This window comes from Pseudomonas aegrilactucae (assembly GCF_019168305.1).
GTDB lineage: Bacteria > Pseudomonadota > Gammaproteobacteria > Pseudomonadales > Pseudomonadaceae > Aquipseudomonas > Aquipseudomonas aegrilactucae.
Genome location: NZ_JAHTBI010000046.1, coordinates 1 through 26,645 on the forward strand (window position 1 = coordinate 1; position 26,645 = coordinate 26,645).

Annotated in this window: 18 protein-coding genes and 2 pseudogenes; 3 read left to right on the forward strand and 17 right to left on the reverse strand. The window is 65.3% G+C overall.

Annotated features, from left to right (window positions below; genetic code table 11):
* From KUO17_RS13275 to tssA, 17 genes are all read right to left on the reverse strand, one after another.
* The coding region (locus KUO17_RS13275) for a contractile injection system protein, VgrG/Pvc8 family (protein WP_255263570.1) at positions 1-413 on the reverse strand (413 nt) is incomplete at its 3' end.
* A gap of 78 nt (positions 414-491) precedes the next feature.
* Positions 492-1,541 carry a serine/threonine-protein kinase gene (locus KUO17_RS13280; RefSeq protein ID WP_217976012.1) on the reverse strand — a complete coding sequence of 350 codons (1,050 nt, stop codon included), beginning with the start codon at positions 1,539-1,541 and terminating at the stop codon, positions 492-494.
* Entirely contained in the window at positions 1,538-2,266 is a 729-nt protein-coding gene (locus tag KUO17_RS13285) for a PP2C family protein-serine/threonine phosphatase (protein ID WP_217976013.1), read from the reverse strand. The genes KUO17_RS13280 and KUO17_RS13285 overlap by 4 nt, the downstream gene beginning before the upstream one ends.
* Complete coding sequence (tssM, locus tag KUO17_RS13290; RefSeq protein WP_217976014.1) at positions 2,267-5,824, reverse strand: type VI secretion system membrane subunit TssM; 3,558 nt, start codon at positions 5,822-5,824, stop codon at positions 2,267-2,269. It lies immediately after the preceding gene.
* A 14-nt stretch (positions 5,825-5,838) separates the two neighbouring features.
* A complete protein-coding gene (icmH, locus tag KUO17_RS13295) occupies positions 5,839-6,708 on the reverse strand; it encodes a type IVB secretion system protein IcmH/DotU (protein ID WP_217976015.1) in 870 nt (289 codons plus the stop codon).
* Positions 6,709-6,713: 5 nt separating this feature from the next.
* Complete coding sequence (gene tssK, locus KUO17_RS13300; RefSeq protein WP_217976016.1) at positions 6,714-8,045, reverse strand: type VI secretion system baseplate subunit TssK; 1,332 nt, start codon at positions 8,043-8,045, stop codon at positions 6,714-6,716.
* A 2-nt stretch (positions 8,046-8,047) separates the two neighbouring features.
* Complete coding sequence (tssJ, locus tag KUO17_RS13305; RefSeq protein WP_217976017.1) at positions 8,048-8,542, reverse strand: type VI secretion system lipoprotein TssJ; 495 nt, start codon at positions 8,540-8,542, stop codon at positions 8,048-8,050.
* A gap of 5 nt (positions 8,543-8,547) precedes the next feature.
* Positions 8,548-9,717 carry a type VI secretion system-associated FHA domain protein TagH gene (tagH, locus tag KUO17_RS13310; protein WP_217976018.1) on the reverse strand — a complete coding sequence of 390 codons (1,170 nt, stop codon included), beginning with the start codon at positions 9,715-9,717 and terminating at the stop codon, positions 8,548-8,550.
* A 17-nt stretch (positions 9,718-9,734) separates the two neighbouring features.
* Entirely contained in the window at positions 9,735-9,875 is a 141-nt protein-coding gene (locus tag KUO17_RS13315) for a type VI secretion protein (RefSeq protein ID WP_217976019.1), read from the reverse strand.
* A 96-nt stretch (positions 9,876-9,971) separates the two neighbouring features.
* Positions 9,972-11,483 (reverse strand): sigma 54-interacting transcriptional regulator, encoded by a 1,512-nt coding sequence (locus KUO17_RS13320; protein ID WP_217976020.1) that lies wholly within the window; start codon positions 11,481-11,483, stop codon positions 9,972-9,974.
* Positions 11,484-11,493: 10 nt separating this feature from the next.
* Positions 11,494-14,079, reverse strand: a complete 2,586-nt coding sequence (tssH, locus tag KUO17_RS13325; protein WP_217976021.1) for a type VI secretion system ATPase TssH — start codon at positions 14,077-14,079, stop codon at positions 11,494-11,496.
* A 6-nt stretch (positions 14,080-14,085) separates the two neighbouring features.
* Positions 14,086-15,093: a type VI secretion system baseplate subunit TssG gene (gene tssG / locus KUO17_RS13330; protein ID WP_217976022.1), complete on the reverse strand. Its 1,008-nt coding sequence runs from the start codon at positions 15,091-15,093 to the stop codon at positions 14,086-14,088.
* The gene (tssF, locus tag KUO17_RS13335) at positions 15,057-16,844 is read right to left on the reverse strand and encodes a type VI secretion system baseplate subunit TssF (RefSeq protein WP_217976023.1); all 1,788 of its coding nucleotides are present in this window, start codon (positions 16,842-16,844) and stop codon (positions 15,057-15,059) included. The genes tssG and tssF overlap by 37 nt, the downstream gene beginning before the upstream one ends.
* A 65-nt stretch (positions 16,845-16,909) precedes the next feature.
* Complete coding sequence (gene tssE / locus KUO17_RS13340; RefSeq protein WP_217976024.1) at positions 16,910-17,317, reverse strand: type VI secretion system baseplate subunit TssE; 408 nt, start codon at positions 17,315-17,317, stop codon at positions 16,910-16,912.
* 14 nt (positions 17,318-17,331) lie between these two features.
* A complete protein-coding gene (gene tssC, locus KUO17_RS13345; RefSeq protein WP_043860559.1) occupies positions 17,332-18,807 on the reverse strand; it encodes a type VI secretion system contractile sheath large subunit in 1,476 nt (491 codons plus the stop codon).
* A gap of 25 nt (positions 18,808-18,832) precedes the next feature.
* The gene (gene tssB, locus KUO17_RS13350) at positions 18,833-19,342 is read right to left on the reverse strand and encodes a type VI secretion system contractile sheath small subunit (protein WP_217976025.1); all 510 of its coding nucleotides are present in this window, start codon (positions 19,340-19,342) and stop codon (positions 18,833-18,835) included.
* Between the two features lie 32 nt (positions 19,343-19,374).
* Positions 19,375-20,937, reverse strand: a complete 1,563-nt coding sequence (gene tssA, locus KUO17_RS13355; RefSeq protein ID WP_217976026.1) for a type VI secretion system protein TssA — start codon at positions 20,935-20,937, stop codon at positions 19,375-19,377.
* A gap of 367 nt (positions 20,938-21,304) precedes the next feature.
* Here tssA and KUO17_RS27440 point away from each other — a divergent pair.
* The 3 genes and pseudogenes from KUO17_RS27440 to glyA form a co-directional block, all read left to right on the forward strand.
* Positions 21,305-22,247 (forward strand): annotated as a pseudogene (locus tag KUO17_RS27440) (diguanylate phosphodiesterase); the annotation flags it as partial.
* Positions 22,248-22,318: 71 nt separating this feature from the next.
* A pseudogene (locus tag KUO17_RS13360) lies at positions 22,319-25,147 on the forward strand (sensor domain-containing protein); the annotation flags it as partial.
* A 205-nt stretch (positions 25,148-25,352) separates the two neighbouring features.
* The gene (gene glyA / locus KUO17_RS13365) at positions 25,353-26,606 is read left to right on the forward strand and encodes a serine hydroxymethyltransferase (protein WP_217976028.1); all 1,254 of its coding nucleotides are present in this window, start codon (positions 25,353-25,355) and stop codon (positions 26,604-26,606) included.
* Positions 26,607-26,645 lie beyond the last annotated feature (39 nt).

Consider the following 26,645-nt stretch of genomic DNA (forward strand, 5'->3'; position numbering starts at 1 on the left):
GCGCTGAGCACGAAGCGGTGGTCGCTGGCGAGGATGCCGTGCTCTTCAAGCACCTGCGCGATGATCTGCGGCACCGTCTTGTGCTGGAAGATGCGCTGGTTGATGCGGTGCGCCAGGTACGCCAGCTGCGGGCGCAGCACCAGGCGGTAGCGCGACAGGCGCCGCCCGGCTTCACCTTGCGCGGCGCTGTAGACCAGCCCGTGAATGCCGCTGCCGCTGGGCGACAGCTGCAAAAAGGCCAACTTGTGCAGGAGGGACTCCAGGTTCAGCGAAGCCCTTTCACTGACCAGTTCCAGTTCGAACTCGAACGGCTGGCTGAGCGCTTCGCGCCCGGTGAACGACAGCACCTGAAAGTCGCTGTCGGCCCCGTCCAGGGTCAGGGTGAAATGGGGCTGGTTGGCCGCTGAGAACATCCGGTGTTCCTCCTGCTGTGCTGCAATGCCGCCCGCGCCTGGAAGGCACGAGCGACGTAAAAAGGGTGGGGTGAGTGATCACCGGCTGAAACGCGATAGCACGCGCCGAAAAAATCCCTCTTCCGAGGCCATCGCCTGACGCAACTGCCGTGCGCTGATCGTGCGTCGGGCCGGGTCGAATGCCAGCGCCTCTTTCAGCGCCGCCCAGCCATGCGCTGTCAGGTTGGGGGGCCGCGACAACCCAAGGTCCAGCTGCTCGGCACGGGCCTGGGTGGAAGGCAGGCGTCGATAGGGATGCCTGCCACTGGCCAGCTCATAGATCAGGCAGCCCACCGCATACAGGTCGCCCGCCGCACCCAGCGTGCCGTGCTCGAGCAGTTCCGGCGCCGCGTAGCCCGGCGTCCAGGCGTTGAAACGCTCACGGCTCAGGTGCGCCAGGCTTGCCAGTACGCCTGGCTCGGCCTGGCCCAGGCCGAAATCGAACAGGCGCACACCGTCTTCGACGAGCATCACGTTGCTGGGCTTGAGGTCGCCGTGAAAGACGCCCCGCGCATGGCAGTTGGCCAAGGCGTCGAGCAGTGGCAACACGATCGCGTTCAACGCCTGGCCGTGCAGGCCGGTCGGCTGTTCGCACAGCAGCTTGTCCAGCGCCGGCCCGCGCAGCAGCTCCATGGTGATGAAGCCGCGCTGGCTCTGGCTGTCGATCTCGAAGCTGTACAGCTGAACCACCTGTGGGTGTGCCACATGACGGGTCAGGGCGAACTCGCTGAACAACAGCGCGTTGGCATCGGGCGAGCCGGCCAGCGCCTCGCTCATGAGCTTGAGCGCCACGCACGGCTGCGGGTCACCGAATCGCTCGCGCACCAGGTCGCGCGCGCGATACACCGTGCCCATGCCGCCGGCACCGAGCAGGCGCTCCAGCCGATACCGCCCGGCCAGCACCTGCGGTAGCGGCAACAGTGGCGGTGTCTGCGCCGCTTTTTTCTTGCCGCCGCGCCGCCCCTTGCGCTTGCCTGCAACGGGCGTCGGCGCGGCCAGTTGCCCGTTGACGAAGGCAAAATAGGTCAGGTTGGCATCGCTGGCCTGCGTCGCCAGCAGGGCCTGAAGGTCAGGCTGGTGCTTGCTCATTGACGCACCACCACCGCAGTCAGGTTATCCCTGGCCGCGCCGCGCAACGCCCCTTCGAACAAACGCTGCAACGCGACCTGCGCCGACGCCAGGCTCAGCGCCTTGCCCAGCGCATCGCTGCTCAGCTCCTGATACAGGCCGTCACTGCACAGCAGGAATGCATCCCCGGGGTACACCTGCAGCTCCAGCACCTCCAGGGTCAGTTGCTCGCTGGCACCCAGTGCACGGGTCAGTGCCCGCGAGCCCGGGTGCGCCCGCGCCTGCTCGGCGCTCATGTGCTGCTGGTCGATCAATTGCTGCTGCAGCGAATGGTCACGCGACAGCTGGTACAGGCGCTGCTGGCGCCACAGGTAGCAGCGGCTGTCGCCGGCCCAGATGCACGCCGCGCGCTCACCGTCGAGCAACAGCGCCACCACCGTGCTGCCCATGATGCTGTCGTGGTGCGCCTCGGTGACGGTCAGCTCCTGGCCAAGGCGCCGGTTGATCCAGTGCAGGCACTCGCGCAGGCCCTTGAGGCGCTCATCGAAGCTGCCCTGGCTGGGCAACTCGGCAAGGCTGGCAACAATCAGCTGGCTGGCGACATCGCCACTGCGGTAGCCGCCCATGCCATCGGCCACGGCCCACAAGCCCTGCGCCGGGCACTCCAGAAAGGCGTCCTCGTTACGCATGCGCACCTTGCCGGGGTCGGTACGCGCCGCGCTGCGCCAGCGTGCACCGGCCTGCATCTAGAGCTCCCCCGGCAGGCGGAAGCCACGCAGCGCGCCCACATCGAACGGGTTCGGCGTGCGCTGGCTGCTCAACAGATAGTTGGCGCGCAGTCCGCCCACTTCGGCCTTGAGCACCAGCACGTCGCGGCCTTTGAGGTACTCGGTCTGCATCAGGTCGAACAGGCGGAACAACGACCACGGCCCGGTGTTCTTCTCGATCCCGATCGGGCGCTCGACCATGCGTTCGAGCACCAGGCTGGCACGCCCGCCCTCGGCATCGGTCGGCCAGTTGAAGGTCATGGGCACCACCGGGCCATGGCGGTAGTCCAGTTGCCGATCGCCAAAGCGGAACTCGGCACGGCTCACCGCCGAATCCAGGGTGTAGGGCTCCAGCTTGAACTGCACCTGGGGCTGCGCCGGGTTTTCGGCGAAGAAGCTCTGGCGGATCACCTGGGTCTTGGCCATCTGGTCCAGGTAGACCCGCGAGATCGGCAGGTTCTGGCCATCGATGCTGCGCAGGCGATAGCTGCCCGGGTCGCCGCTGACAAACGGGCGCAGGTAGGTTTCGAAGAAGCGGTCGGCAATGCCCTGGGCCTTGAAGAATTCGCGAAAATCGTTGATCGCCACATCACTGGTGCTGTGCGCGTCGAACGGGTAGCGCTGCTGGATCGCCTCGCCGTAGAAACCATAAAGCTCGCTTTGATAGCGCTGGTTCACGTACAGGTAGGCATCGTTGAGCACCAGTCGCCAGCTGTCCTCGGCCAGCAGGTTGAACCAGCTGTTGAGCGGGCGCGGCAACCGTACCGAGGCGTTGCGCAGCGCGCTCAGCGCATCGCGCTGGCCCCCCATGCGGGTCTTGGCCAGCTCGAACGCCACCTGCTCGGGCTGGCTGGCCCGAGCCAGCCCGGCCATCTGCAGTTGCAGGTCGTTGAGCGCCTGCAGCGCCGGGGAGAGGTCGGCCGACGGGCCATTGTTTTCGTCGAGCAGGCGGTGCAAGGGTTCGAAGCGTCGCTGCAGGGATTTTTTCGCGGTGTCCGGCAGCGGCTTGGCCGCCACCGCAGGCTTGCTCGCCAACGCGCCCTGCACCTTGCCGGCCACGGCCACTGCGGCCTTGGCCTTCTTGTTCAACTTGACGCCCTTGCCAGGCTCGCCTGCTGCGGCCTCGGCAGGCTCATCGACGCTGTCCGGCACGGGCTCGAACACGGTGTTGTCGCGCACCTGCACCAGCAGTTGCAGCACCGGCGAGTTGGCCGAGGTCAACCCGGCCAGTTGCTCGGCGCCCTCGCCGGCGTCGCTGAACGGCTGCAGGCCAATCTGGCCGACGGCCTCGCTCCAGTGGTTGGCGTAGTCGCGAAAATACTGTTGCTCCAGCGCTACCAGCAGGCGGCGCATGTCCATGTCGCTGATCCCGCTGCCCTCGCCCAGTACCCAGTTGTCACGCAGCAGTTCGCTGACCAGGGCCGAGCCCTGCACCGAAAAGTACTGCTCGTAGCCCTGCTGGGTATAGAAACCGGGGATCACGTAGTCGGTGCCGAAAAACAGCCCGCCTTGAGGGCCAAGGTGCTGGCTGAGGCGGTAGTCGGGCAGGCTGCTGGCCTGCTCGCGCAACACCCGGTACACCACGTTGACCAGCGACTCGCTGCGCAGCACCTTGCGCGCCTGGGCCACCAGTTGCTGGTCCAGCGGGTAGCTGAACGGCAACTGCATCAGGCGTTCGAAGTGCGCGTTGAGGCCATTTTGCACCGCCGTGTTGCCCGCGTAGCGCCGCGACCAGTCGGCAGCCATCCACTCCTGCAGCCAGGCCGCTTCGCGACGGTCCTGCATGTTCAGCATCAGGTAGGCGCGCAGGCTGTTGAGCAGGCGTTCACGGTCACGCAGGTTGGCGCGAATCTGCCCCTCGAGCTGCCTGGCCACACGTGGCAGCAGTTGCGTGTGCAGTTCCTGTTCATAGGCGCTGCGCAACAACGGGTTGCTCTGCTCGCCCTGGTACAGGCCCAGGCGCTCATGCAGCGACGCTTCGCTGGCGGGCGGGAACACCTGGGTCGCGGCATAGCTGGTGTCCAGCGGCGTGAGTGCTGCCATGGCCTCGCTCTGCGGGGTCAGTGCCGCACGTTGTCCGGCCCATGCCTGGCCCAGCCCGCGCAGTTGTTCGAGGCGATCGTGGTTGGCCGTGAAGCCGCCTGCCCACAACAGCCCGCAAAACGCCAGCACGCCCAGCGCGCTGACATACAGGGCACGCTGGCCCCAGTGAATGCGGCTCCGTTCGCGCTGGTCGAGGCCGGCCAGGTCGGCCTCGGGGAAGATCACCCGGCTGAGCAGGTGATGGATGAACCGCGAACGCCCGCTGCGCAAGGTAGGCAGTACCGCGCTGGGCAAGCCCAGGTTGGCGCCGATGCTGGCCGTGTCCGGGTCCAGTTGCTGGGTCAGGTGCGGGGCACTGGTGAGGTAGAACCCTCGCAGTTGGCTGCCACGCTGATAGCGGTTGCCGGTGAAGGCGATGTCGACGAACAGGCACAGTTGCTCGCCGATCTGCGCCAGCTGGTGCGGGAAATCGAGGATGCGCGCACGCCGCTGGGTATCGCGCTCGTGGTGCATGCGCATGATCACCTGGCTGTTGAGGCGGCGCAGCAGCGCTTCGAACGCCTGACGCAGCACGGCCACATCGGTGCCGTTCTGGTCCTTGGCAAAGGTGCTGCCCAGCACCTGGTCGCTTTCTTCACGGCTCAACTGGTCGAAGAAGTCGTCAAAGCCCTGCAACTGGTCGGCCTTGCTCAGTACCAGGTACACCGGCACCTGCACGTGCAGCGTCTGCTGCACCTCCTGCAACCGTGCGTGTACCTGGCGCGCCAGGTTTTCCAGGCCCTTCTCGTCACCACTGCGCAGCAGTTCGACCGGTACGCTGACCAGCACGCCATTGAGCGGACGGCTACGGCTGCGCCGGCGCAGCAGGTTGAGCAAGGTGCGCCAGGCACTGGCGTCGACCTCGCTGGTTTCCTGGGTCAGGTAGCGTCCGGCCGTGTCGATCAGTACCGCATGGTCGGCGAAGTACCAGTCGCAATGGCGGGTACCCCGGGTGTCACGGGTAAGCTGGCGTTCCAGCTTGTTCAGCGGGAACTCCAGGCCGGAGAAGTCCAGCAGGCTGGTCTTGCCGCTGCCCTGCGGGCCGATCAGCAGGTACCAGGGCAGGTCGTTGCGCCAGCGCTCGCTGCGCCCGCTGTACAGGCTCGAGGCCTTGAGCGTGCGCAAGGCTTCGCTGAAGCGGCTGCGCAGTTCCTTGTGTTCCTCGTCGATGCGCTCTTCACGGCGCAGGCGTTCCTGGCCGTCTTCGCTCTCCTCAACCGCCTGCTTGCGCACCCCGGCGCGCCAACTGGCGAACACCATGCCCAGCCCCCAGCACAGGAACAGCGCGCTGATGGTCAGCAGCCGCGAGGTGGCCGATGCCCAGAAGCGATGATCGTCGACCGCCAGCAGCGGCCCCACGAACCACACCAGCAGTACCAGCGACAGCACCAGCAACAGCGTCCAGACCCACGTCTTGCGCAGGAAGTCGCCGACTTTCTTGAAGAAGTTTTTCATTACACGTCCCTGTTCTACTGCTGCGCCTGGACCGTCTCGGGGTCAAGCTGCTGGAAAGGTTGCAGCACGGTCTCGCGCTGTTCGCCCAACACCCAGGCGAAACCCGAATACATCACCACCAGGCAGATCAGCGCGAACAGCGCGACCATCCACCACGGCACCACCCGCACCAGGCTGCGACGCTGATCGTTGAGCCCTTCCCACTGCGGCGACAGCTCGCGCGGGGCGTCCCCGCGCAGTTGCCGCACCTGGCGGAACAACGCATCGCGAATGCCTTCGAGTTCGAGCATGCCGCGCACCATCACGCGGTACTTGCCCTCGAACCCCAGCGACAGGCACAGGTACATCAGTTCCAGCATCGGCAGGTGCTTGACCGGGTTCTTGGACAGGCGATCGAGCAGCTGGAAAAACTTTTCGCCACCGAAGGTCTCGTTGTGAAAACTGCTGAGCAGGCTCATCTGCGCCCACTCGCTCTCGTTGCCCCAGGAGGTGGTGACCACGGCTTCGTCCAGCACCGAGCACAGCACGTAGCGGGCGGTCATCACCTGGCTGGGCTCGGCCCCGTTGTGCAGGGCATGCGCCTCGAACAGCTTGATGCCATGGGTGAGTGTCTGGTTGAGCGCGTCCATGTCCTCGGGCGTGTCGCTGTGCTTGAGCCGCACCACGTGCGAGAGCAGGTCGGAGGCCGCTGCCACCAGCGTGTTGAGGCTGATGTTGATGGCCTCGGCCGGGCCCAGGCGGGCCGAGTAGATCATCCGGTCTTCCAGCTGTTCCAGGCGTGGGGCGGCACCCGCGTCGGTCAGCGGGACCTGCCTGGGCACCTGGCCCTGGCGGTCCACCAGCACGGTCTTGTCGTCCTGACGGTGTTCGATGTCCTTGTGCATGGCGGTCAGTTCCTGATGGCCCAGAATTTCAGTTCAAGCTCGGCGAAGTCGCCCGAGACATGGAATGCAAAACCACCGGAACGCTCCAGGTGGGCCTGGTCCTCGGCATTGAACTCGAGCAGGAAGTAGGTCTTGTTGGAATGGAACGGGATCTGCCGTGGAGCGACCGGCAACGGCACCACCTTGATGCCCGGCAGGTGCAGGTTGACCAGTTGCCGAATACGTTCCACCGGGCCGACCTTGAGGTGCGAAGGCAGGCGCGTGCGCAGGGTTTCGCTGTCGCAGTTGGCGCTGGCCGCCAGCACGAACGAGGCCGAGGCCAGCAGCGTCTGGTCGTGCACCGAGGCCACCAGAATGCCGTACTGGCGGGTCTGCAGGTCCAGCTCGATGGCGTGTTGCTCCAGCACCATCGACAGCACCTCGCGAATGCCGTCCATGAGCCGGCGAAAGCTCGCGCCCTGGTCGCTGTGCTGGTAGCGGCTGTCGACCCGCGGGCGCTTGCTGTCGCTGGCAAAGGTGGCCAGGTCCCCGAGCATGGTCAGCAGGGTGCGGTACAGCTCCTCGGGGTGCAGCTGGTCCAGGCCCAGGTAGTGGCGCAGCAGCAGCTCGGTGCGGTTGATCAGTTGCAGCATCATGAAGTCGCCCACCTCGGCGCCACCGACCTTGCCGTTGGAGCGGATGCGCTCGGCAATCGTGTCGCCACGGTGGCCGAGCATGCTGATCACCTCTTTCAGGCACGACAGCAGGTAGCTGGAGGCGTGGGTGTGAATGAAGGTCGGTACGAACTCGGGGTCGAGGCTGATGACCCCGTCCGGGGTGGTGTCGAGCACGGCGCAGAGCTTGAGTTTGACGTAGGCCTGATCGCCTTGCTGCTCGCCCAGCAGCAGGCGAAAATCCGGCCGTGCGCAGCTGATGTCACTGTTGATGTCATCGCCGGCATTGGAGTCGCTGACCGGCGCCTCGTAGGCGATGTACCGCGCCAGCACGTCGGACTGTTCCAGGCGACGGGTCTCGATGTGGTTGCCGGTGACCAGCGGCAGCGCCAGGTACACCGGCGTGTTGCCGGTGTTGGGCGGAATGTCCAGGGCCAGCGGCTCGATGTTGCTGCTGAGCTCGAACAGGCTGCCGTCGGGCAGCACGCCGCTGGCCTGGCTGACCACCAGCTTGCCCATGCTGAGAAACTGCTGGTCGATCTCAAGGCTGAGGAACCCCCAGTTGTAGCTGCCCAGCAGCTGGGTACGGGTTTTCATCTGGTAGTCGTAGTAGCGATCGTTGTGCTGGAAGTGCTGCGGGCGCAGCAGCATGCCTTCCTGCCAAATGACTTTGTGCACGTGCATGATCAGTTTTCCGTCCGGGCCAGTGTGGCGTTGCTGTTGCGAATCCCGGCCTGGTCCAGTGTCAGGCTGGCGTTGTTGAGCGCCTGGGGGGCGATCTGGATCACGTAGCGCCACTGCGTCTGGTCGAGGTCGCGGTAGGCCGCCAGCACGCCGACGTAGCGGCTGCCAGGTTCCACGCTCAAGCGCAGCGCCAGTTGCTCACCGGGGCGCAGCTCCAGTTCTTCGCTGACCACCAGGTCCGGCGCCAGGGACTCCTTGGCCCGCTCGTACAGGCTGAAGAAGTCGGCGTTCTCGAAGGCCACCGGGTGCTTGAGTTCGAACAGGCGCACCACGATGGGGGAGGGCCGGCCATTGAGGTCGGGATTGAGCTGGTCACCGGCATTGAGGGTCAGGTGCAGCTTGGTCAACGCCGAGTACGGCGACAGCGAGGCGCAGCCGGCCAGCAGCAGCGCCAGGGCCATCAGGCCGGTGGAGAAAAGGGTCTTGCAGCGCAGCATGGGCATCATCCTTGGGCGTCGGTGTGAAGGGTGCCGATCAGGCGAACCTGTTCGGCGTAGGCCTGGGCGAAGTCGCGCGCCAGCAGGCGCTCGCTCCATTCATCGTCCTGGCCCAGGGCCTGGTGGTAGCGCACGAAGGCGCGCCACTGGCTGGCAGCCGTGCGCAGCAGCGGCGTGCGACCGCGCTCGAAACGCAAGGTCAACTGGCGTGGCGAAAAGTGCTCCAGCACCCCGTGCAAGGCAGCGCGACTGGCCGTCAGCATCGCCACCTGGTGTGCCTGCAGGTCGCGGTAGGCCTGGGTCACGGCCTGGGTCGCGGGTAGCTGGCCCGGCGCACTGGCCTGCAGCAACAGGCCCAGCGCCTGACCGGCATCGATGGCCGACTTCAGCGGGTTGTGGCTGGCCCGGTGGGAGGTGGTCAGGGCCAGGCGCAGTTCGTTCTTCAGTTCGCTGCGGGTGCGCAGGCTTTGCTGCAGGCCGCCGATGCTGTGCCTGAGCAGGCCGGCAGCCTTGATCGCCAGGGCTTCACGGGCAGCGGCGTCGAGCCCGCCGAGGTCGACCCCCAGGGCCTCGCCAAAGGCGCACCAGAAGCGCTCGTCATGCTGCGGTGGCGGTGGCGGTGCGGCCTGCGCCTCGCTACTGATCTGCGGTTGCGCAACCAGGTTGGGCACCAGCAGGCTTTCCCTGTCCACTCGGGCGTAGTCCGGGCGCTGGCGGGCCATCGGCACCACCGTGTCCAGCGCGCTCAATGCGTCGAGTGGCGAAGGCTCGCCCTCTTGCTGGTCAAGTGCATGGAACGGGTTCTGGTCGAGAAAGGCGTCGTCGGGGATGATGCTGCCGGCGGCACTGGGCAGGCCCACTTCGACGTCTGCCGCGGCCTGGCTGACCAGCCGCGCGCGCACCTCGAAACTGCCCAGCAGAAATACGCTGTCCTGCTCGATACGCTGAGGTTCGCCTTTGCGCAGTTGTGCACCGCTGCGCCCGTCGCGGGTGCCGTTGCTGCTGATGTCGGTGAGGAAGAACGCACCCTCCTGGCAGGTGATCAGCGCATGCCTTTTCGATACGTGCCGCTGCGCGTCGGCGATGACCCAGTCACAGGCCTCGTCGCGCCCGATCACACCGCCTGCACGGGTGAAGGTCTTGCTGCGTCCCTGCGTTTGCAGAACCAGTTCCATGTTGATGCTCCTTGCACTCACTTGCCGCGGCTGGCTGCCTGCGGATCACCCAGCGGGCGATAGGTGTCGTCGTTGAATTTGTAATTGCCGCTACAGCCGCCCATGCCGCTGAGCACAATCAGCGCCAGCAGTACGGCGGGCCAGTGACGAACAGACATTGGCGAATCTCCATCGGTAGGCAGTGCACGGGGTGCCACCCGGCTCGGGCAGCACGCGGTTGAACGGGAAAACAGACTGTTTGTCGCCATGGCCGCTCAACCTTCGAATTCGCCAAGGTTGATATTCAGCCGCCCCAGGCGGTACAGCAGGGTGCGCCGGGGCAGGCCCAGCTCGCGCGCGGCCAGGGTCTGGTTGCCGGCGTTCTTGCGCAGGCAGTCGAGCAGCCAGTGCCGCTCCACGTTCTCCAGGCGCTCGCGCAGGTTCAGGCCGGTGTCCGGCGCCGGTACTTCGCTGACCGGTGCAACGTGCTCGGGCAGCAGACAGTCGCCGTCGCACAGCAGTACCGCGCGCTCGACCAGCCCCTTGAGCTCGCGCACGTTGCCCGGCAAGGCAAGCCCATCCAGGCAGGCCAATGCCGCCGGCGACCAGTGCAGCGGTTGGCGGCCCAGGAACTCGCAGGCCTTGGCGGCAAAATGCCGGGCCAGCACGGGCACGTCGCCCTCACGCTGGCGCAAGGCCGGCAACTCGATGGGAAACTGCGCCAGGCGGTAGTACAGGTCTTCACGAAAGCGGCCTTCGCTGACCAGCACCGCCAGGTCACGGTGGGTGGCGGCGATGATTCGCACATCGAGGGTGTGCGTGTCATTGGAGCCCAGCGGGCGAATCTCGCCTTCCTGCAGCACACGCAGCAGCTTGGCCTGCAGCGACAGCGGCATGTCGCCGATCTCGTCGAGCAGCAGGGTGCCGCCGTGGGCGGCGTCGAACAGCCCCTGGCGATCGTGTAGCGCGCCGGTGAAGGCGCCCCGGCGGTAACCGAACAGCTCACTCTCCAGCAGGTGCTCCGGCAGGGCCGCACAGTTCTGCACCACAAACGGCTGGGAACCCCGCGGGCCGTAGTCGTGGATCGCGCGTGCCACCACTTCCTTGCCGGTACCGGTCTCGCCCAGCAACAACACGGTGTAAGGGCTATGCAGCACCTTGCTGATCAGTTGGCAGGTCTGCCGCATGGCGGCGCTGCTGCCGATCAACCCGTAGTCGGTGGCGCCGGCCCTGGCCAGCGGTTCAGGCGTCACGCGGGGTTGGCGCAGGCGCTGCAGCAGGTCGAGTTGTCCCAGCACGAACGCCCCCAGGTGCGCCAGTGACTGGGCAAACCCGCTCAGCTCGACGGCCTCGCGGCTGGCGCACAGCAGCAGGCCTTCGATGGTCTGCTGCGGGTTGAGCAGCGGCACGCACAGCAGCGATTGCCAGGGGCGTTGCAGCACCGGCAGAAAACTGGTGTCCAGCAGGCTGGCGGGCAGGTCGACCAGGCTCACCGAGCGGTTCTGGCACAGCGCAAACTGCAGCAGCTGTTCGCCGTTGTAGTCCACCGGCACGCTCGCAGCGCCACGCGGTTGCACGGCCCCACCCAGGCATTCGGCGGCAAGCCCCAGCGAGGTGTGGGTCGCATCGAGCAGGTACAGCTGGCTGAGCTCGCAACCGCTGAGCTCGGCCACCGCGCGCACGAACGTTTCCTGCAACGCCAGCTCGCGGCCCAGGCGCGACAGGCTGGCGAAGTGCGTCAGCAGGGCTTCGGCATAGTGCAGAGGCTGCGGCACATGGGTGAACATCACCCCCACCTCAGGCAAACTCGCACCTCACGCGTGCATCGCCGTCGAGCGTGGCATGCACCTGCTGCAACGTCTCGCCGGCTGCCATGGCGTGCAGCACACGGTCGGCTACCTGCGGCAGCAGGTGCAGGTCGAGCAGGTGATCGATCAGGCGCGCACCGCTGTCGCCCTGGGTGCAGCGTTCGGCCAGGTGCTCGACCAGCGCCGGGGCATAGCTGAAGCCCAGTTGGCGGCGCAGCAGTCGCTCGCCAAAACGCTGCAGCTTGATCTCGACCAGCTCGCGCAGTACCGGCCCGCTCACCGGGTAATACGGCACGACACGCATGCGCGCCAGCAAGGCGGGCTTGAAGTGCTTGCTCAGGGCCGGCCGGATCGCCTGTTCGAGCTGCTCGGCAGAGGGGCGCTCGCCGCCCTCGCAGAGTGCCGCGATGTGGTCGCTGGCCAGGTTGGAGGTCATCAGGATCAGCGTGTTGCGAAAATCGATCTCGCGCCCTTCGCCGTCGTTGGCCACGCCCTTGTCGAAGATCTGATAGAACAGGTTCAACACGTCCGGGTCGGCCTTTTCGACTTCATCGAGCAGCACCACCGAATAGGGTTTCTGCCGCACGGCCTCGGTCAGCATGCCACCCTCGCCATAGCCGACGTAGCCCGGTGGCGCGCCGATCAGGCGCGAAACGGTGTGCTTCTCCTGAAATTCGGACATGTTGATGGTGGTGATGAAACGATCACCGCCGTACAGCAGGTCGGCCAGCGCCAGGGCCGTCTCGGTCTTGCCCACGCCGCTGGGGCCTACCAAGAGGAACACCCCGACCGGCGCATCGGGCTTCTCGAGCCCGGCGGCACTGGCCCGCATCGAACGGTCCAGCGCCTGCACGGCCTGCTCCTGGCCACGGATGCGCGCACGCAGGTCATCGGCAAAGCGCACCACCTTGGCATTGTGTTCACGCGCCAGTTGCTCCAGCGGCACGCCGGTCCAGGCGCTGATCACTTCGGCCACCAGCCGTGGGCACACTTCGAAGCTGACCAGGCGCTCTACCGCCTGCGCAGCCTCCAGTGTGCTGCGGGTTGCCTCCAGCGAGGCCTGCAAGGTCGACAGCTGATCCTGTGCCGCACCGCCCTCGCGGGCCTCGGCCAGTTGCCGGCGCAGCTCAAGCACATGCTCGGCCAGCGCCCGCTGCTGTTCCCAGCGGGCCTGCACGGCCTGCTGCGCAGCCTCGTCACTGCGCAGTTGCGCCTGCAGTGCGTGCAGCGCTTGGCGGTCGATGGGCACACCCGCCTCGGCATCGCGCTGCTGCGCCTGAACCTGTCGCTCGCCTTCTGCCAGCGCCGCACGCAACCGTTCCAGGCGTTGCGGGGCGGCCGCCAGGCTGATGCGCACACGGGCGCAGGCGGTGTCCAGCACGTCGACGGCCTTGTCCGGCAGTTGCCGGCCGGCCAGGTAGCGCGCCGACATTTGTGCGGCAGCCACCACTGCGTCATCGCGCAGGTAGATGCCGTGGCTTTTTTCATACACCTGCGCCAGGCCGCGCAATATGGTCACCGCCTCGTCAACCGTCGGCTCGTGCAACTGCACGGGCTGGAAGCGCCGGGCCAGGGCCGGGTCTTTCTCGAAGTACTTCTTGTATTCGCTCCACGTCGTGGCAGCGATGGTGCGCAACTCGCCCCGCGCCAGCGCCGGCTTGAGCAGGTTGGCCGCATCCGAACCGCCGGCATTGCCCCCCGCGCCGATCAGGGTGTGGGCCTCATCGATAAACAGGATCACCGGCTTGGGCGCGGCCTTGACCTCGTCGATCACCCCCTTCAGGCGCCGTTCGAATTCGCCCTTTACGCTGGCACCGGCCTGCAGCAGGCCCATGTCCAGCGACAACAACTCCACCCCGCGCAGCGCGGGCGGTACTTCACCGGCAGCAATGCGCAAGGCCAGCCCTTCGACGATGGCGGTCTTGCCCACGCCCGCCTCGCCCACCACGATCGGGTTGTTCTTGCGCCGCCGGGCCAGGATGTCGACCATCTGGCGCAGCGCGTCATCGCGGCACAGCACCGGGTCGAGCCGGCCGTCACGCGCCTGCTGCGTGAGGTTGTGGGTAAAGCGCTGCAGCATGGACTCACCCTGCCCGCCGGCGGCGCCCTGGGCGGCCGGCTGCGACGCCAGCGCGAACCCCTTCAGGCGTTCGATGTTCAGCCGGGCCAGCAGCGGCTGGTAACGGCTGCCGGCGTAGCGCAGGGGGTTGCGCAGCAGCGCGAGGATCAGTGCGGCCTGCTCGACCTGGCTGCTGCCCAGTTCGAGGTTGGCCACCAGCAGGGCATCCTGCAGCCACTGCACCAGTTCCGGGGCGAACACCGGGTTGCGTGACGCACTGTGTTCAAGCTGCACCTGCAGGCTGGCACGCAGTTCGCCCGGCGCCACGTCGGCATCGTGCAAGGCCCGTTCGAGCAGGCCCTCGGCACGGTCGAGCAGTTCCAGCAGCAGGTCCTCGACCAGGATCTTGCTGCCGCCACGGGCCACACAGCGTTCGGCACAGCGCTCCAGGTCGCGTCGGGTGTCGGCGTCCAGCGCCTGGATAAGTTGTTGCAGGTCTACAGTGATCATGTCCATCGGTCCTTAATGAATTTTGCTTCCCAGGGTCACCACGCCGTCGGCGTGTTCGTGACCCAGCCAACTCGTCCATCCCAGACGACAGGCATTGCTTTCGCCGATGCGCAGTTCGCGAATCTCTTCCTGGCGCAGTACCAGGCGGATGTCGTAGTCCAGCGGATCGCGCAGGGTGAAGCGCACCAGCGCACACAGCGGTTGATAGCCGAAACCGATCGGCAGGAATTCGTGGAAGCGCTGCCAGTCGAGCTGGGTGATGTGAATGCGGAACTTGCCGTTGCGATCGCGTACCCGCTCCCCCAGCACCACGTCCTCGCCCAGCAGGCTGTTGCCACGCCCCAGTCGATTGCGCTGTTCGTGCAGGATCTGCACGCGGCGCTCGATGCACTGCTCGATCACCAGGTCCGCATGCTTGAAGTAGTAGCGCAGCACAGCCTCGATCAGCGCCGCGGAGTGGGCACGCAGGCTGAGCAGGCCCAGGTACGGCAGCAGGCGTTTCCAGTTCAGCTCGCGGGCGGCGCGAATGTGTTCGCCCCCCAACCCGATCAGGGCGAACAACTGCTCCGAAAAGGGGTCGAGCGCACCGCTCTGAAAGCGCGCGCGGTAGCGGTACTTGCGCCAGATCGGCAGCATCAGGCGCTGCAGGCGATGGTGAAACAGGTCAAGGAAATGCCGCGTGGGGTTGCCGTCCTCGGCGTCTCCCAGCGCCTGTTCGACATAGAACGCCGGCAGCGGCGAACTGGCGCCACACAGGCCGATCAGGTTGAAGCGCAGGCGTGCGCGCATCTGCCCGTGGTCCTGGAAAAATTCGACCCGATCGACATCGCTGCCCGGAAAGCCCAGGCTCGGGTTGGCCTGGAATTCCAGCAGGTCATACAGCTCGTCTTCGCCCAGACCGGGGTGAAACTCGCGCAGCCGGTCCATGACCAGCAGCACTGCCTGAAACAGCGAATACTCGCGTATCGAGTGGGTCAGCCCGCTCAAAGCAGGGGCTGCAAGCCCATACGTGGTGTCCATTGGTACACCTCTCCCTGAGTACTTTTGACCCGCAATTCGTGGTACGAGTTGAGGCTGGCATAAAGGGCAAAGAACTCGTTGAGCACCGAGGCGAACACGAACAGGTCGCCCTCGCCGATGTAGCCCTGCGGGTCGATGGTCAGCTCGGTGCGCAGGCCGCGCAGGGGCAGCCCGCGGTGCAGGCGGTCGACGTGCTCGTGACGGATCGACTTGAGCCCGCCGAGCAGGCGCTTGCTGACCTTCTCGGCATGCTGGTCGTAGTAGCGCGGCAAGTCGTAGGTTTCCAGGATCACCTTGAGCGCATCGACGTTGGCCAGCGACAGGTAGTTGAGCGACATGTTGCTGATCAGCTTCCACAGAAAATCCCGGTTCAAGGGCGGTGCGTAGCTGGCGGTGACCGGGGTGATATTGCGAAAGGTCAGGAACTCCGGGGTCTGCTCGGAAGGCTGGTTGATATCGCCCAGCTTGAGCCGACGCGGCAGGTTCTGGTTGGTACAGGTGAGCTCGATCGACAGCGTTTCGTGGGTTTGGGTATCGCGGATACCGAAACTCAGGTACGTGTCGAGGCCGTCATGCAGCAACGAGGAGCGCTGGCGAATGCTGTAGTGCGGGCTGGTCTGCGGCACGTCGAAGCTGGGGTCGTGCTCGAACGACTCGAACGGCACATAGGCCTGGTAGCCCACCCCGCCAGGTTTCCAGCCGGTGACGCTGTGCACCGAGAACACCCCGCAGTTTTCCAGGTCGTACTCGGCCGGCAGCAACAGGTACTCGTCCTGCTTGCCATCCAGGCGAATGGGCAGGGCATCGTGCTGGAACAGGTTGGCGATCGGGGTGCAATAGAGCTTGACGTTGTCCAGCGTGGGCCGCATGCGCTGGATGCCGCCCCTGCGGATATCGAAGCGAATCTCCAGCCCGCGCGTCTGCTTGAGGGTGTCCGGCCCCAGCGACTTGAGCACCTCCAGGCCATCGAGGTCGACGAACAGGAACTTGTCCTGAAAGGCAAAGTACTCCTGCAGGTAGCGGTAGCCACGAAAGGTGTTCAAGGGGTAGGGAATCAACGCCTCCTCCTCGGCAAAACCGACCGGTTGAACGCGGTTGCCCGTCAGGCGCAGCGACACCCCTTCACCGCTGGCACGCACGAACGGCTTGCCATCGGCCCCCAGCGGCACCAGTTCGATGCCCTCCACATTACGCAGCAGGCACAGGTAGAGCATCTGACTGATGTAGCGCTCGCCCGCCAGATGCAGGCGCAGGCGGCTCAGCTCCAATTCGCCGACATGCCCGTCGCAGCTCATCTGCAGGTGCAGGCTGAGCAACGCGCCATCGCCCTTGACCGAGTAGTTCACGGCGCTGAGGTCCAGCGCCATCACATCGGTGGGGTAACAGGTACGAAAACGGCAGCGCACCTCATCGATCGGCTGGCTCTCGACCGGCGTATCGCGCGCCACCCGCAAGGCCGGGCCCGGCTGGCCCAGGGGGTCGAACTGCAGAATGCTGAACGCCGGCAGCGGGCGCATGTAGTTGGGCCACAGCAGCTGCATGAGCGAATGGCTCAGCTCCGGCAGTTCGTCATCGAGCTTCTGTCGCAGGCGCCCGGTGAGAAAGGCAAAACCTTCGAGCAGGCGCTCCACGTCAGGGTCGCGCCCGGCCTGTCCCAGGAACGGCGCCAGCGCCGGGCTGCGCTCGGCAAAGCGTCGCCCCAACTGGCGCAACGCGGTGAGCTCGCTCTGGTAGTAATGGTTGAAGGACATGCTCGATTACCTGTTAGTCATGCGTGCGAATGGGCTGTTCGCTAAACCGTGGCGCCATGAGCACCTCAGTTGACCCGGACCTGGCCGCCGCCCTCCAGGCGCGCGGAAAAACTGACCTGGCGCTTGATCCCGTCCAGCTCAAGCAGGCCTTCGATACTGAAAGCCAGCTTGAGCTGATCGTGATCACGCGGCAGCGACACCACCTGCACGCTCGACAGGCGCGGCTCATAGGCCTCGATGAACTGCTCGATGGCCTGACGCGCCTGGCTCAACGCGTCATGCAGGCTCAAACGCATGTCGTTCAGGTCTGCCAGGCCGTAATCGGGCAGCGTTTGCACGCTGCCCGCGCGGGTACTGAGCATCTTGCCCAGGTGCGCCGCGACGGAGGCCATGGCAGCCACTTCACGACTCCAGCCGCGACGCTTGTCGGCTTCGCCGCCCAGACGCTCGAAAAGGCTGCCATATCCCGTCATGTGCACGCTCCCGGTTACTCTTTATCCAGCTTGCCAACCAGCGACAGGGTGAAATCGGCGCCCATGTACTTGAAGTGCGGGCGCACGTTGAGGCTCACGCGGTACCAGCCCGGTTCGCCTTCCACATCGCTGACGATGATCTGGGCGGCACGCAGCGGGCGGCGGCCACGCACTTCGGCGCTCGGGTTCTCCTGGTCGGCCACGTACTGGCGGATCCACTTGTTGAGCTCCAGCTCCAGGTCGGTGCGCTCTTTCCACGAACCCAGTTGCTCGCGCTGCAGCACCTTGAGGTAGTGGGCCAGGCGGTTGACGATCATCATGTACGGCAGCTGGGTGCCGAGCTTGTAGTTGAGTTCTGCGGCCTTGCCCTCGGCGCTGATGCCGAAGAACTTGGGCTTTTGCACCGAACTGGCCGAGAAGAACGCGGCGTTGTCGCTGCCCTTGCGCATGGTCAGGGAAATGAAGCCTTCCTCGGCCAGTTCGTACTCGCGGCGGTCCGATACCAGCACTTCGGTCGGGATCTTGGTTTCGATCTCGCCCATGCTTTCGAAGTGGTGCAACGGCAGGTCTTCTACCGCGCCACCGCTCTGCGGGCCAATGATGTTCGGGCACCAGCGGAACTTGGCGAAACTGTCGGTCAGCTTGGTGCCGAAGGCGTAGGCGGTGTTACCCCACAGGTAGTGCTCGTGGCTGTTGGCCACGGTTTCCTTGTAGACGAAGGACTTGACCGGGTTTTCTTCCGGGTCGTACGGGTTGCGCAAGAGGAAGCGCGGTACGGTCAGGCCGATGTAGCGTGCATCTTCGGACTGGCGAAAGCTTTGCCACTTGGCAAATTGCGGGCCTTCGAAGTGGTCCTTGAGGTCTTTGAGGTCTGGCAGGCCGGTGAAGCTTTCGAGCCCGAAGAACTTGGGGCCGGCTGCCGCGATGAACGGGGCGTGCGACATGCAGGCGACGCTGGACACGTACTGCATCAGCTTGACGTCGGGCGAGCTTGGCGACATGAAGTAGTTGGCAATGATCGCGCCCACCGGCTGGCCACCGAACTGGCCGTATTCAGCGGTGTAGATGTGCTTGTAGAGGCCGGCCTGCATGACCTCGGGCGAGTCCTCGAAGTCGTCCAGCAGGTCTTGCTTGGAGACGTTGAGAATTTCGATCTTGATGTTTTCACGAAAGTTGGTGCGGTCGACCAGCAGTTGCAGGCCACGCCATGCCGACTCCAGCGACTGGAAGTCGGGGTGGTGCAGGATGGCGTCCATCTGGCGGCTGAGCTTGGCATCGATCTCGGCGATCATGCGGTCGACCATGGCCTTCTTGACCGGTTCGCCGTCGTTGTGCGGCTTGAGCAGTTCCTCGATGAAGGCCGACACGCCGCGCTTGGCGATGTCGTAGGCTTCATCGTCAGGGGTCAGGCGGGTCTGCGCGATGATGTTGTCGAGAATGCTGTACTCGCCATCGGTGCTGCTGGTTTGCTGTGCTGCGCTGGTGCTCATGGTGTTCTTCCTTGACTGGGGAGGCTCAAGCGTCGGTGGTCGGGGTGGCGCTCAGGCCCAGTTCGCCGAGCACTCGGGTACGCGACGCATCGTCGGCAAGCACGCCTTCGATGGCTTTGCGAAAGGCCGGTGCGTTGCCCAGCGGGCCCTTGAGTGCCACCAGCGCATCGCGCAGCTCCATCAGCTTCTTGAGCTCTGGCACCTGCTCGACCAGGCTGGCCGGGTTGAAGTCCTTCATCGAATTGACGCGCAGGCTGATGCCCAGCTCGTCGGTGGAGCTGTCGTCGTCCTGCAGGCAGTTGGGCACGCTGAGGGTCAGGCTCAACTCCTGCTTGGCCAGCACCTCGTCGAACGTCATCTTGTCGATGCTGATGGGCTTGCGGTCTTCTACCTTGCGTTCATCTGCACGCTGGGTGTAGTCACCGATCGCGAGCAGCTTGAGCGGCAGTTCGATTTCTTCCTGGGCACCGCCCGTGGCAGGTTTGAACGTGACGTTGATGCGTTCCTTGGGGGCTACCGAGCCTTCTTTGGCCATGGCTTTTCTCCTTGCGTTTGCGGCCCGGGGGCCTAGTCGAGTACCACTTCGAGGTCGAGGTGGCACAGCCTGCGATAAACCTCATCCTTGCGTTCGCGCACGGCGTGGTTCTGCGGCAACAGCTCACAACAGCTGTGCAGCAGACGCAGTACTTCCAGTGCCAGGTCCGGCTCCCACAGGTGCAGGCCGGCCTGTTGCAGTTCGTGATCGAGGGCTTCGAGCTGGGTCTTGGCCAGCTCGTACTTCTTGGCCAGAAAACACAGCCGGGCCTGGGTGAGCTGCCAGAAGAAGCGCACGCGCCCACCCTGGGCCGCCTGCAGGCCTTGCTTGAGAATCTGTACGGCGGGCTTGAGGCCGTCTTTGCGCAGCACCGGCAGCACCGCCTCGAGCGCCAGCTCCCAGGCTGGCTGGCTGGCCGCGACGTCGAGCTCGGCCTTGCGCGGCGCGCTGGTGCTTTGCAGGTGCGGCATGACGCTGGCGTTGATCCAGCCGCGGGTTGCCGGGTCGGCGAACGGGGTGCCGTCGTGAAAGCGCAGCTCAAGCACCCCCGGCAGGCGCTGCAGCAACTGCGCAAAATGAAACTCCACCTCGCGCATGCCCTGCTCGGCATTGAGCTCCAGCAGGCATTCCCAGACCATGCGCTGGCCGTCGAACCAGAACGGCGACTTGGCCAGGCTGGCTTCGAGCTCCACCAGCAGGTCGGCATACTGGCCGTTGGCGAAGCGCTCCTGATACGTCTTCAGGCGGTCGACCGGCAGCCCGCGCAGCGCCGTCACCTGCTCGGCATTGCGTTCGGGCACCGCGTCGATCTGCAGCCACAGCAGCGTGCGATTCAGGCGCAGGGCGCGCACGTCGGTGGCCTTCTGCTTGAGCCACCAGGTGGACAGGGGGCGGGCGCTGTCCTGCAAGCTGCGCAAGACCTTGTGCGCGTCTTTCTCGCTGTCGACGGGGGCGCCGGGGGTGAGCAACTGGGTGGCGGCCTGTTTGACCTGGGCCACCACCGCCCCCACAGCACCTGGCTCGGGCTGGTTGTCGGCGGCGCGTTGCACCATGTTCGACAGGCGCCGGCACAACGGCAGCAGCAGGGGGGCTTCGTCGCCCAGGTGCAGCGTCAGGGCGGCGTCGAGCCCTTGCAGGCTTTCGACCAGGCGGCGGAACAACGCGAGCTGTTCCTTGATCGCGACATTTTCACCCAGCACCTGCTCCAGCCGCGGCACCAGCCAGCTGATCGCCGCAGCCCGCGTACGTGCCTTGGCTGGATGCACCTGGGCCCAGTGCTGCTCGCACAGGTGCTGCAACAGGCCCACGCCGGCCAACAGCCCCGGAAAGGATTCGCGCTGATACAAGGCCCAGGTCAGCCAGGCAGCAACCCGCAGGTCTTTGGATTGGGTGCGCAGCAGCGCCTCGCTGTTCTCGAGGACCCTGAGCCAGTCGATCTGGCCGCTTTCGTGAACGGACTGAGCCTTGTTCAGTTCGCCTTCCAGTGCTTCGTACTCACTGGAAAAGCGTACATCCTCGCCTGCAAAGCGTTCCGTGGAAACCGCCTGCCGGGCAAGCTCGAGGTAGCGTGCGTGCAGCTTGCTTGAGTAGGACATCCATGGCCTGTATTTGGACTGCAGGCCCTGCCCCGGCTGGAATAGCCCAGGCGGCAGAAGGCCTGCCAAAGCAGCGCGAAACACCCATCCGTGGGTCCGCTGCTTTTAAAAAAGATAGGACATCCTAGACCTGGAGATGGCACTTTGCAATCAACGCTTTGTGTTCAATTTATGTCAAAAAACAGGACGCGAGCCTACAGATGGACAGCACTGGCACTTTGCCACACTTCAAGGCATGCTAGCCGCCCTCCGGGCGTGGGGCTTATAGTGCGCGCCTGGACTGGTATGCGACAGGAACACCGCACACTGCGCCCACGCTATTGATGGCGCAGCGCCCCGTGGCACAGCCTTACCGCAGGAACCCCGTTTGACCAATCTGACTCAGCTTTCATCCCTGCGCAAAGCCGGCACTGCGTCCGGCTCGACGTTGCGTGGCTCGCTGAAAGGGGCGCTGGCGATCCTTGCGCTGCTGCTGCTTGGCCTGCTGTTCTGGCAGGTGATCGAGCAGTATCGCCATACCCTGGCCGATCGCCGCCAGCACAGCCTGGACGCCAGCGCAGACCTGGCCGACCGCCTGAGCCTGAGCCTGGCCCTGCATTCGCAGGTGGCGCTCAACCTGGTGCAAGCACACCCCGTCGCCCCTGGCGCCGCCGAGCTGCCACCGTTGCTCGAACAGTTGCATGAGCGCCTGGTGGGGCTGCGCAGCCTGGCCTGGCTGGATGCCCAAGGCAAGGTGCTGCACGACAGTGCAGGCCTCAGCGCCGACCGTCAGGCCCTCGACGAGCTGCTGCAACGCAGCCACGGCCGCCCTTATTACTTCAGCAACAGCCCCGACAACAGCCTCATCTACCTGCTGCTGCGCCAACCCGCCAGCGCCGGCAACGGTTACTGGCTGCTGCGCCTTGCACCTGACTACTACCGCGACCTGACTGCACGCCTGGAACGCCCTGACCACCCGCTGTGGTGGCTGGAAAACCTCCACAGCGCACAGGTGGTGGACCGCCATCCGGCTCACGCCGATGCGCCCGCACGCGACGACGCATCGCTGCACAGCGTCATGCTGGCCTTTATCGACAACAGCGACTGGCAACTGCGCGGCCTGTTCGATGCCGCGCAAAGCCGCCAGCAACTGCTGCCGGCGCTGATCGGCAAATGCGTGCTGGGGCTGGTGTGCGCACTGATCCCGCTGCTGGCGCTGTTCAGCATGCGCCGCCGCCATCGCGCCCTGCAGGAAGGGCGCCGCCGCTACCAGGACATCTTCGAAGGCACCGGCGTGGCGCTGTGCGTGCTCGACCTGTCCGGCCTCGATGCACTGCTGGAGCGTCAGCGCCTGCGCAGCACCGAGATGCTGGCCCAGCGCCTGGCCAAGGACCCGTCGCTGCGCGGCACGTTGCTGGGTGAGCTGAAGATCACCGAAGTCAATCAGGTCGCCCTGCAACTGCTGGGCGTGGCGTGCTGCCAGAGCGCCTGGCAGCGCCTGTTCGAAGAGACGCGGCCCGGCGACAACGGGGTCGGTGTGCAATTGCTCGAAGCAGTGCTCAACGGTCAGCGTCTGCTGGAGCTGGAAGTGCGCCTGAGCGACGAGCTGGGCCAGGATCAGCACTATTGGCTGATGGTGCGCTTCCCTGAAGAGCGCCGCGACTATCAGGCCGTGATCCTGAGCATCAGCGACATCACCAGCCGCAAGCGTGTGGAGCTGTCGCTGCTGGAACGCGAGAGTTTCTGGTCGGACGTGGTACGCACGGTGCCCGACCAGCTGTACGTGCAGGATGTGCACAGCCTGCGCATGATTTTCAGCAACCGCCACCTGGGCCAGACCCTGGGCTATGGGCGCGACGAGCTGGCACAGATGGGCGAGTACTTCTGGGAAGTGCTGCTGCACCCGCAGGACGCCGACCAGTTCCGCCAGATGCGCCAGCAGCAACGCCACAGCGGCTACGTCGAGCAACTGCACTGCCAGTTGCGCTTTCGCCATCGCGACCAGAGCTGGCGGCGCTACGACATTCGCGAGCAGGCCCTGACCCGCGACGCTGCAGGCAACGTGCAGCGCATCATCGGCGTGGCCAAGGACGTCACCGATCAGATCGAGGCCAGCGAATCGCTGCGCGACAGCGAGCAGCGCTACCGCATGCTCGCCGAGAGCATCAGCGACGTGATCTTCTCCACCGACCCGCGCTTGCAGCTCAACTATGTGAGCCCCTCGGTGCAGGCGGTGCTGGGCTATGACGTGCAGTGGATTCTCGACAACGGCTGGCAGTCGACCATCGCCAACCCGGCGCAGTTGACCGGCCTGTATACGCTGTTCGAACGGGTCAGCCATGCCTTGACCGAGCCGGCCGCACTGGAGCGGCTGCGCACCGAAGTGACCACCCAGCTGTTTCTGTTCGACTGCCTGCGCGCCGATGGGCGCAAGATCCCGATCGAGTTGCGCGTGGTGCTGGTGTGGGACGAGCACAACCACTTCGAAGGCATCCTGGGCGTTGGCCGCGACATCAGCCAGCAGCGCCGTGCCGAGAAAGACCTGCGCATGGCCGCCACGGTATTCGAACACTCCACCTCGGCGATCCTGATCACCGACCCCGCCGGCTACATCGTGCAGGCCAACGAGGCGTTCAGCCGGGTCAGTGGCTACGCGGTGGCCGACGTGCTCGACCAGTTGCCAAGCCTACTCACCGTCGACGAACAGCAGGAAGCGCACCTGCACTACGTGCTCAAGCAACTGCACCAGCGCGGCACCTGGGAAGGCGAAGTGTGGCTCAAGCGCCGCAACGGCGAGCACTACCCGGCGTGGGTGGGCATCACCGCGGTGCTCGATGACGAGGGCGACCTGGCCAGCTACGTGTGCTTCTTCACCGACATCAGCGAGCGCAAGGCCAGCGAACAGCGCATCCACCGCCTGGCCTACTACGACGCCCTGACCCACCTGCCCAACCGCACGCTGTTCCAGGACCGCCTGCACACCGCGCTGCAGCAGGCCGAGCGGCAGAAGGCCTGGGTGGTGCTGATGTTCCTGGACCTGGACCGCTTCAAGCCGATCAACGACTCGCTGGGCCACGCCGCCGGTGATCGCATGCTCAAGGACATGGCCGAGCGCCTGCTCGACTGCGTGCACGAGGATGACACCGTGGCGCGCATGGGCGGCGACGAATTCACCTTGCTGCTGCAGCCCAAGGCCACCCGCGAGCTGGCCCTGAACCGGGCGATTCACGTGGCCGAGCAGATCCTGGCCAGCCTGGTGCGCCCGTTCGTGCTGGAAAACCGCGAATTCTTCGTCACTGCCAGTATCGGCATCGCCCTCAGCCCGCAGGACGGCGGCGAGCTGAGCCAACTGATGAAGAACGCCGACACCGCGATGTACCACGCCAAGGAACGTGGCAAGAACAACTTCCAGTTCTACCAGGCCGACATGAACGCCAGTGCGCTGGAACGCCTGGAGCTGGAAAGCGACCTGCGCCATGCCCTGGAGCAGAACGAATTCATCCTGTACTACCAGCCGCAGTTCAGTGGCGACGGCAAGCGCCTGACCGGGGCCGAGGCGCTGCTGCGCTGGCGTCACCCACGTCGCGGGCTGGTGCCGCCGGGCGACTTCATCCCGGTGATCGAGGAACTGGGGCTGGTGGTGGACGTGGGTGACTGGGTCATCAACGAAGCATGCCGCCAGCTCAAGGCCTGGCACCAGGCCAAGGTGCGGGTACCGAAGGTGTCGGTGAACATTTCGGCGCGCCAGTTCTCCGACGGCCAGCTGGGTACGCGCATCGCCACCATCCTGGGCGAGACCGGGCTGCCCCCGGCATGCCTGGAGCTGGAGCTGACCGAGAGTATCCTGATGCGCGAGGTCAACGAGGCCATGGTGATTCTCGACAGCCTGAAGAACCTGGGCCTGAGCATCGCGGTGGACGACTTCGGCACCGGCTATTCATCGCTCAACTACCTCAAGCAGTTCCCGATCGACGTGCTCAAGATCGACCGCACCTTCGTCGACGGGTTGCCCGAGGGCGAGCAGGACGCGCAGATCGCCCGCGCCATCATCGCCATGGCCCACAGCCTGAACCTGGCGGTGATCGCCGAGGGCGTGGAAACCCATGAACAGCTGGAGTTCCTGCGTGAGCATGGCTGTGATGAGGTGCAGGGCTACCTGTTCGGGCGGCCGATGCCGGCGAACCAGTTCGAGGCGCAGTTCAGCAACGAAACCTTGTTCATGTTCGAGTAATGCGGGGCCCCCTTCGCTGGCAAGCCAGCTCCCAGAGGTTAAATGGACGCCGCAAGCCCCTGTGGGAGCTGGCTTGCCAGCGAAGGCAGCGCCACCGATCCTGAATGAACCCCGCTTGTCTGCGACATGATGCCCTTTCATATGCCAGACAAAAGCCGATGAGGTAGAATGCCCGCCTATTTCAGCACGATCCTTGAGGACCGCCATGTTCAGCCGTGATTTGACCATTGCCAAGTACGACGCCGATCTCTTTGCCGCCATGGAGCAAGAAGCCCAGCGCCAGGAAGAGCACATTGAGCTGATCGCTTCGGAAAACTACACCAGCCCTGCGGTGATGGAAGCTCAAGGCTCGGTGCTCACCAACAAGTACGCCGAAGGCTACCCGGGCAAGCGCTACTACGGTGGCTGCGAGTACGTCGACGTGGTCGAGCAACTGGCCATCGACCGCGCCAAGGAGCTGTTCGGCGCCGACTACGCCAACGTCCAGCCGCACGCCGGCTCCCAGGCCAACAGCGCCGTCTACCTGGCCCTGCTGTCGGCCGGTGACACCATCCTGGGCATGAGCCTGGCCCACGGCGGTCACCTGACCCACGGCGCCAGCGTGTCGTCTTCGGGCAAGCTGTACAACGCCATCCAGTACGGCATCGACGCCAACGGCCTGATCGACTACGACGAAGTCGAGCGCCTGGCGGTCGAGCACAAGCCCAAGATGATCGTTGCCGGCTTCTCGGCCTACTCGCAAGTGCTGGACTTCCCGCGCTTCCGTGAAATCGCCGACAAGGTCGGTGCCTACCTGTTCGTCGACATGGCGCACGTGGCTGGCCTGGTCGCCGCGGGCGTCTACCCGAACCCGGTGCCGTTCGCCGACGTGGTCACCACCACGACCCACAAGACCCTGCGTGGTCCACGTGGCGGCCTGATCCTGGCCCGTGCCAACGCCGACATCGAGAAGAAGCTGAACTCCGCAGTCTTCCCGGGCGCCCAGGGTGGCCCGCTGGAGCACGTGATCGCGGCCAAGGCGATCTGCTTCAAGGAAGCACTGCAGCCTGAGTTCAAGACCTACCAGCAGCAAGTGGTGAAGAACGCCCAGGCCATGGCCGGCGTGTTCATCGAGCGCGGCTTCGACGTGGTGTCGGGCGGTACCGAGAACCACCTGTTCCTGCTGTCGCTGATCAAGCAGGAAATTTCCGGTAAGGACGCTGACGCGGCCCTGGGCAAAGCCTTCATCACCGTCAACAAGAACTCCGTACCGAACGACCCACGTTCCCCGTTCGTCACCTCGGGCCTGCGCTTCGGCACCCCGGCTGTGACCACTCGCGGCTTCAAGGAAGCAGAGTGCAAGGAACTGGCTGGCTGGATCTGCGACATCCTGGCCGACCTGAACAACGAAGCGGTGATCGATGCCGTACGTGAGAAGGTCAAGGCCATCTGCGCCAAACTGCCGGTATACGGCAACTAATCGCAGGCAACTGATGTGAAAAAGCCCGGCGCCTGAGCC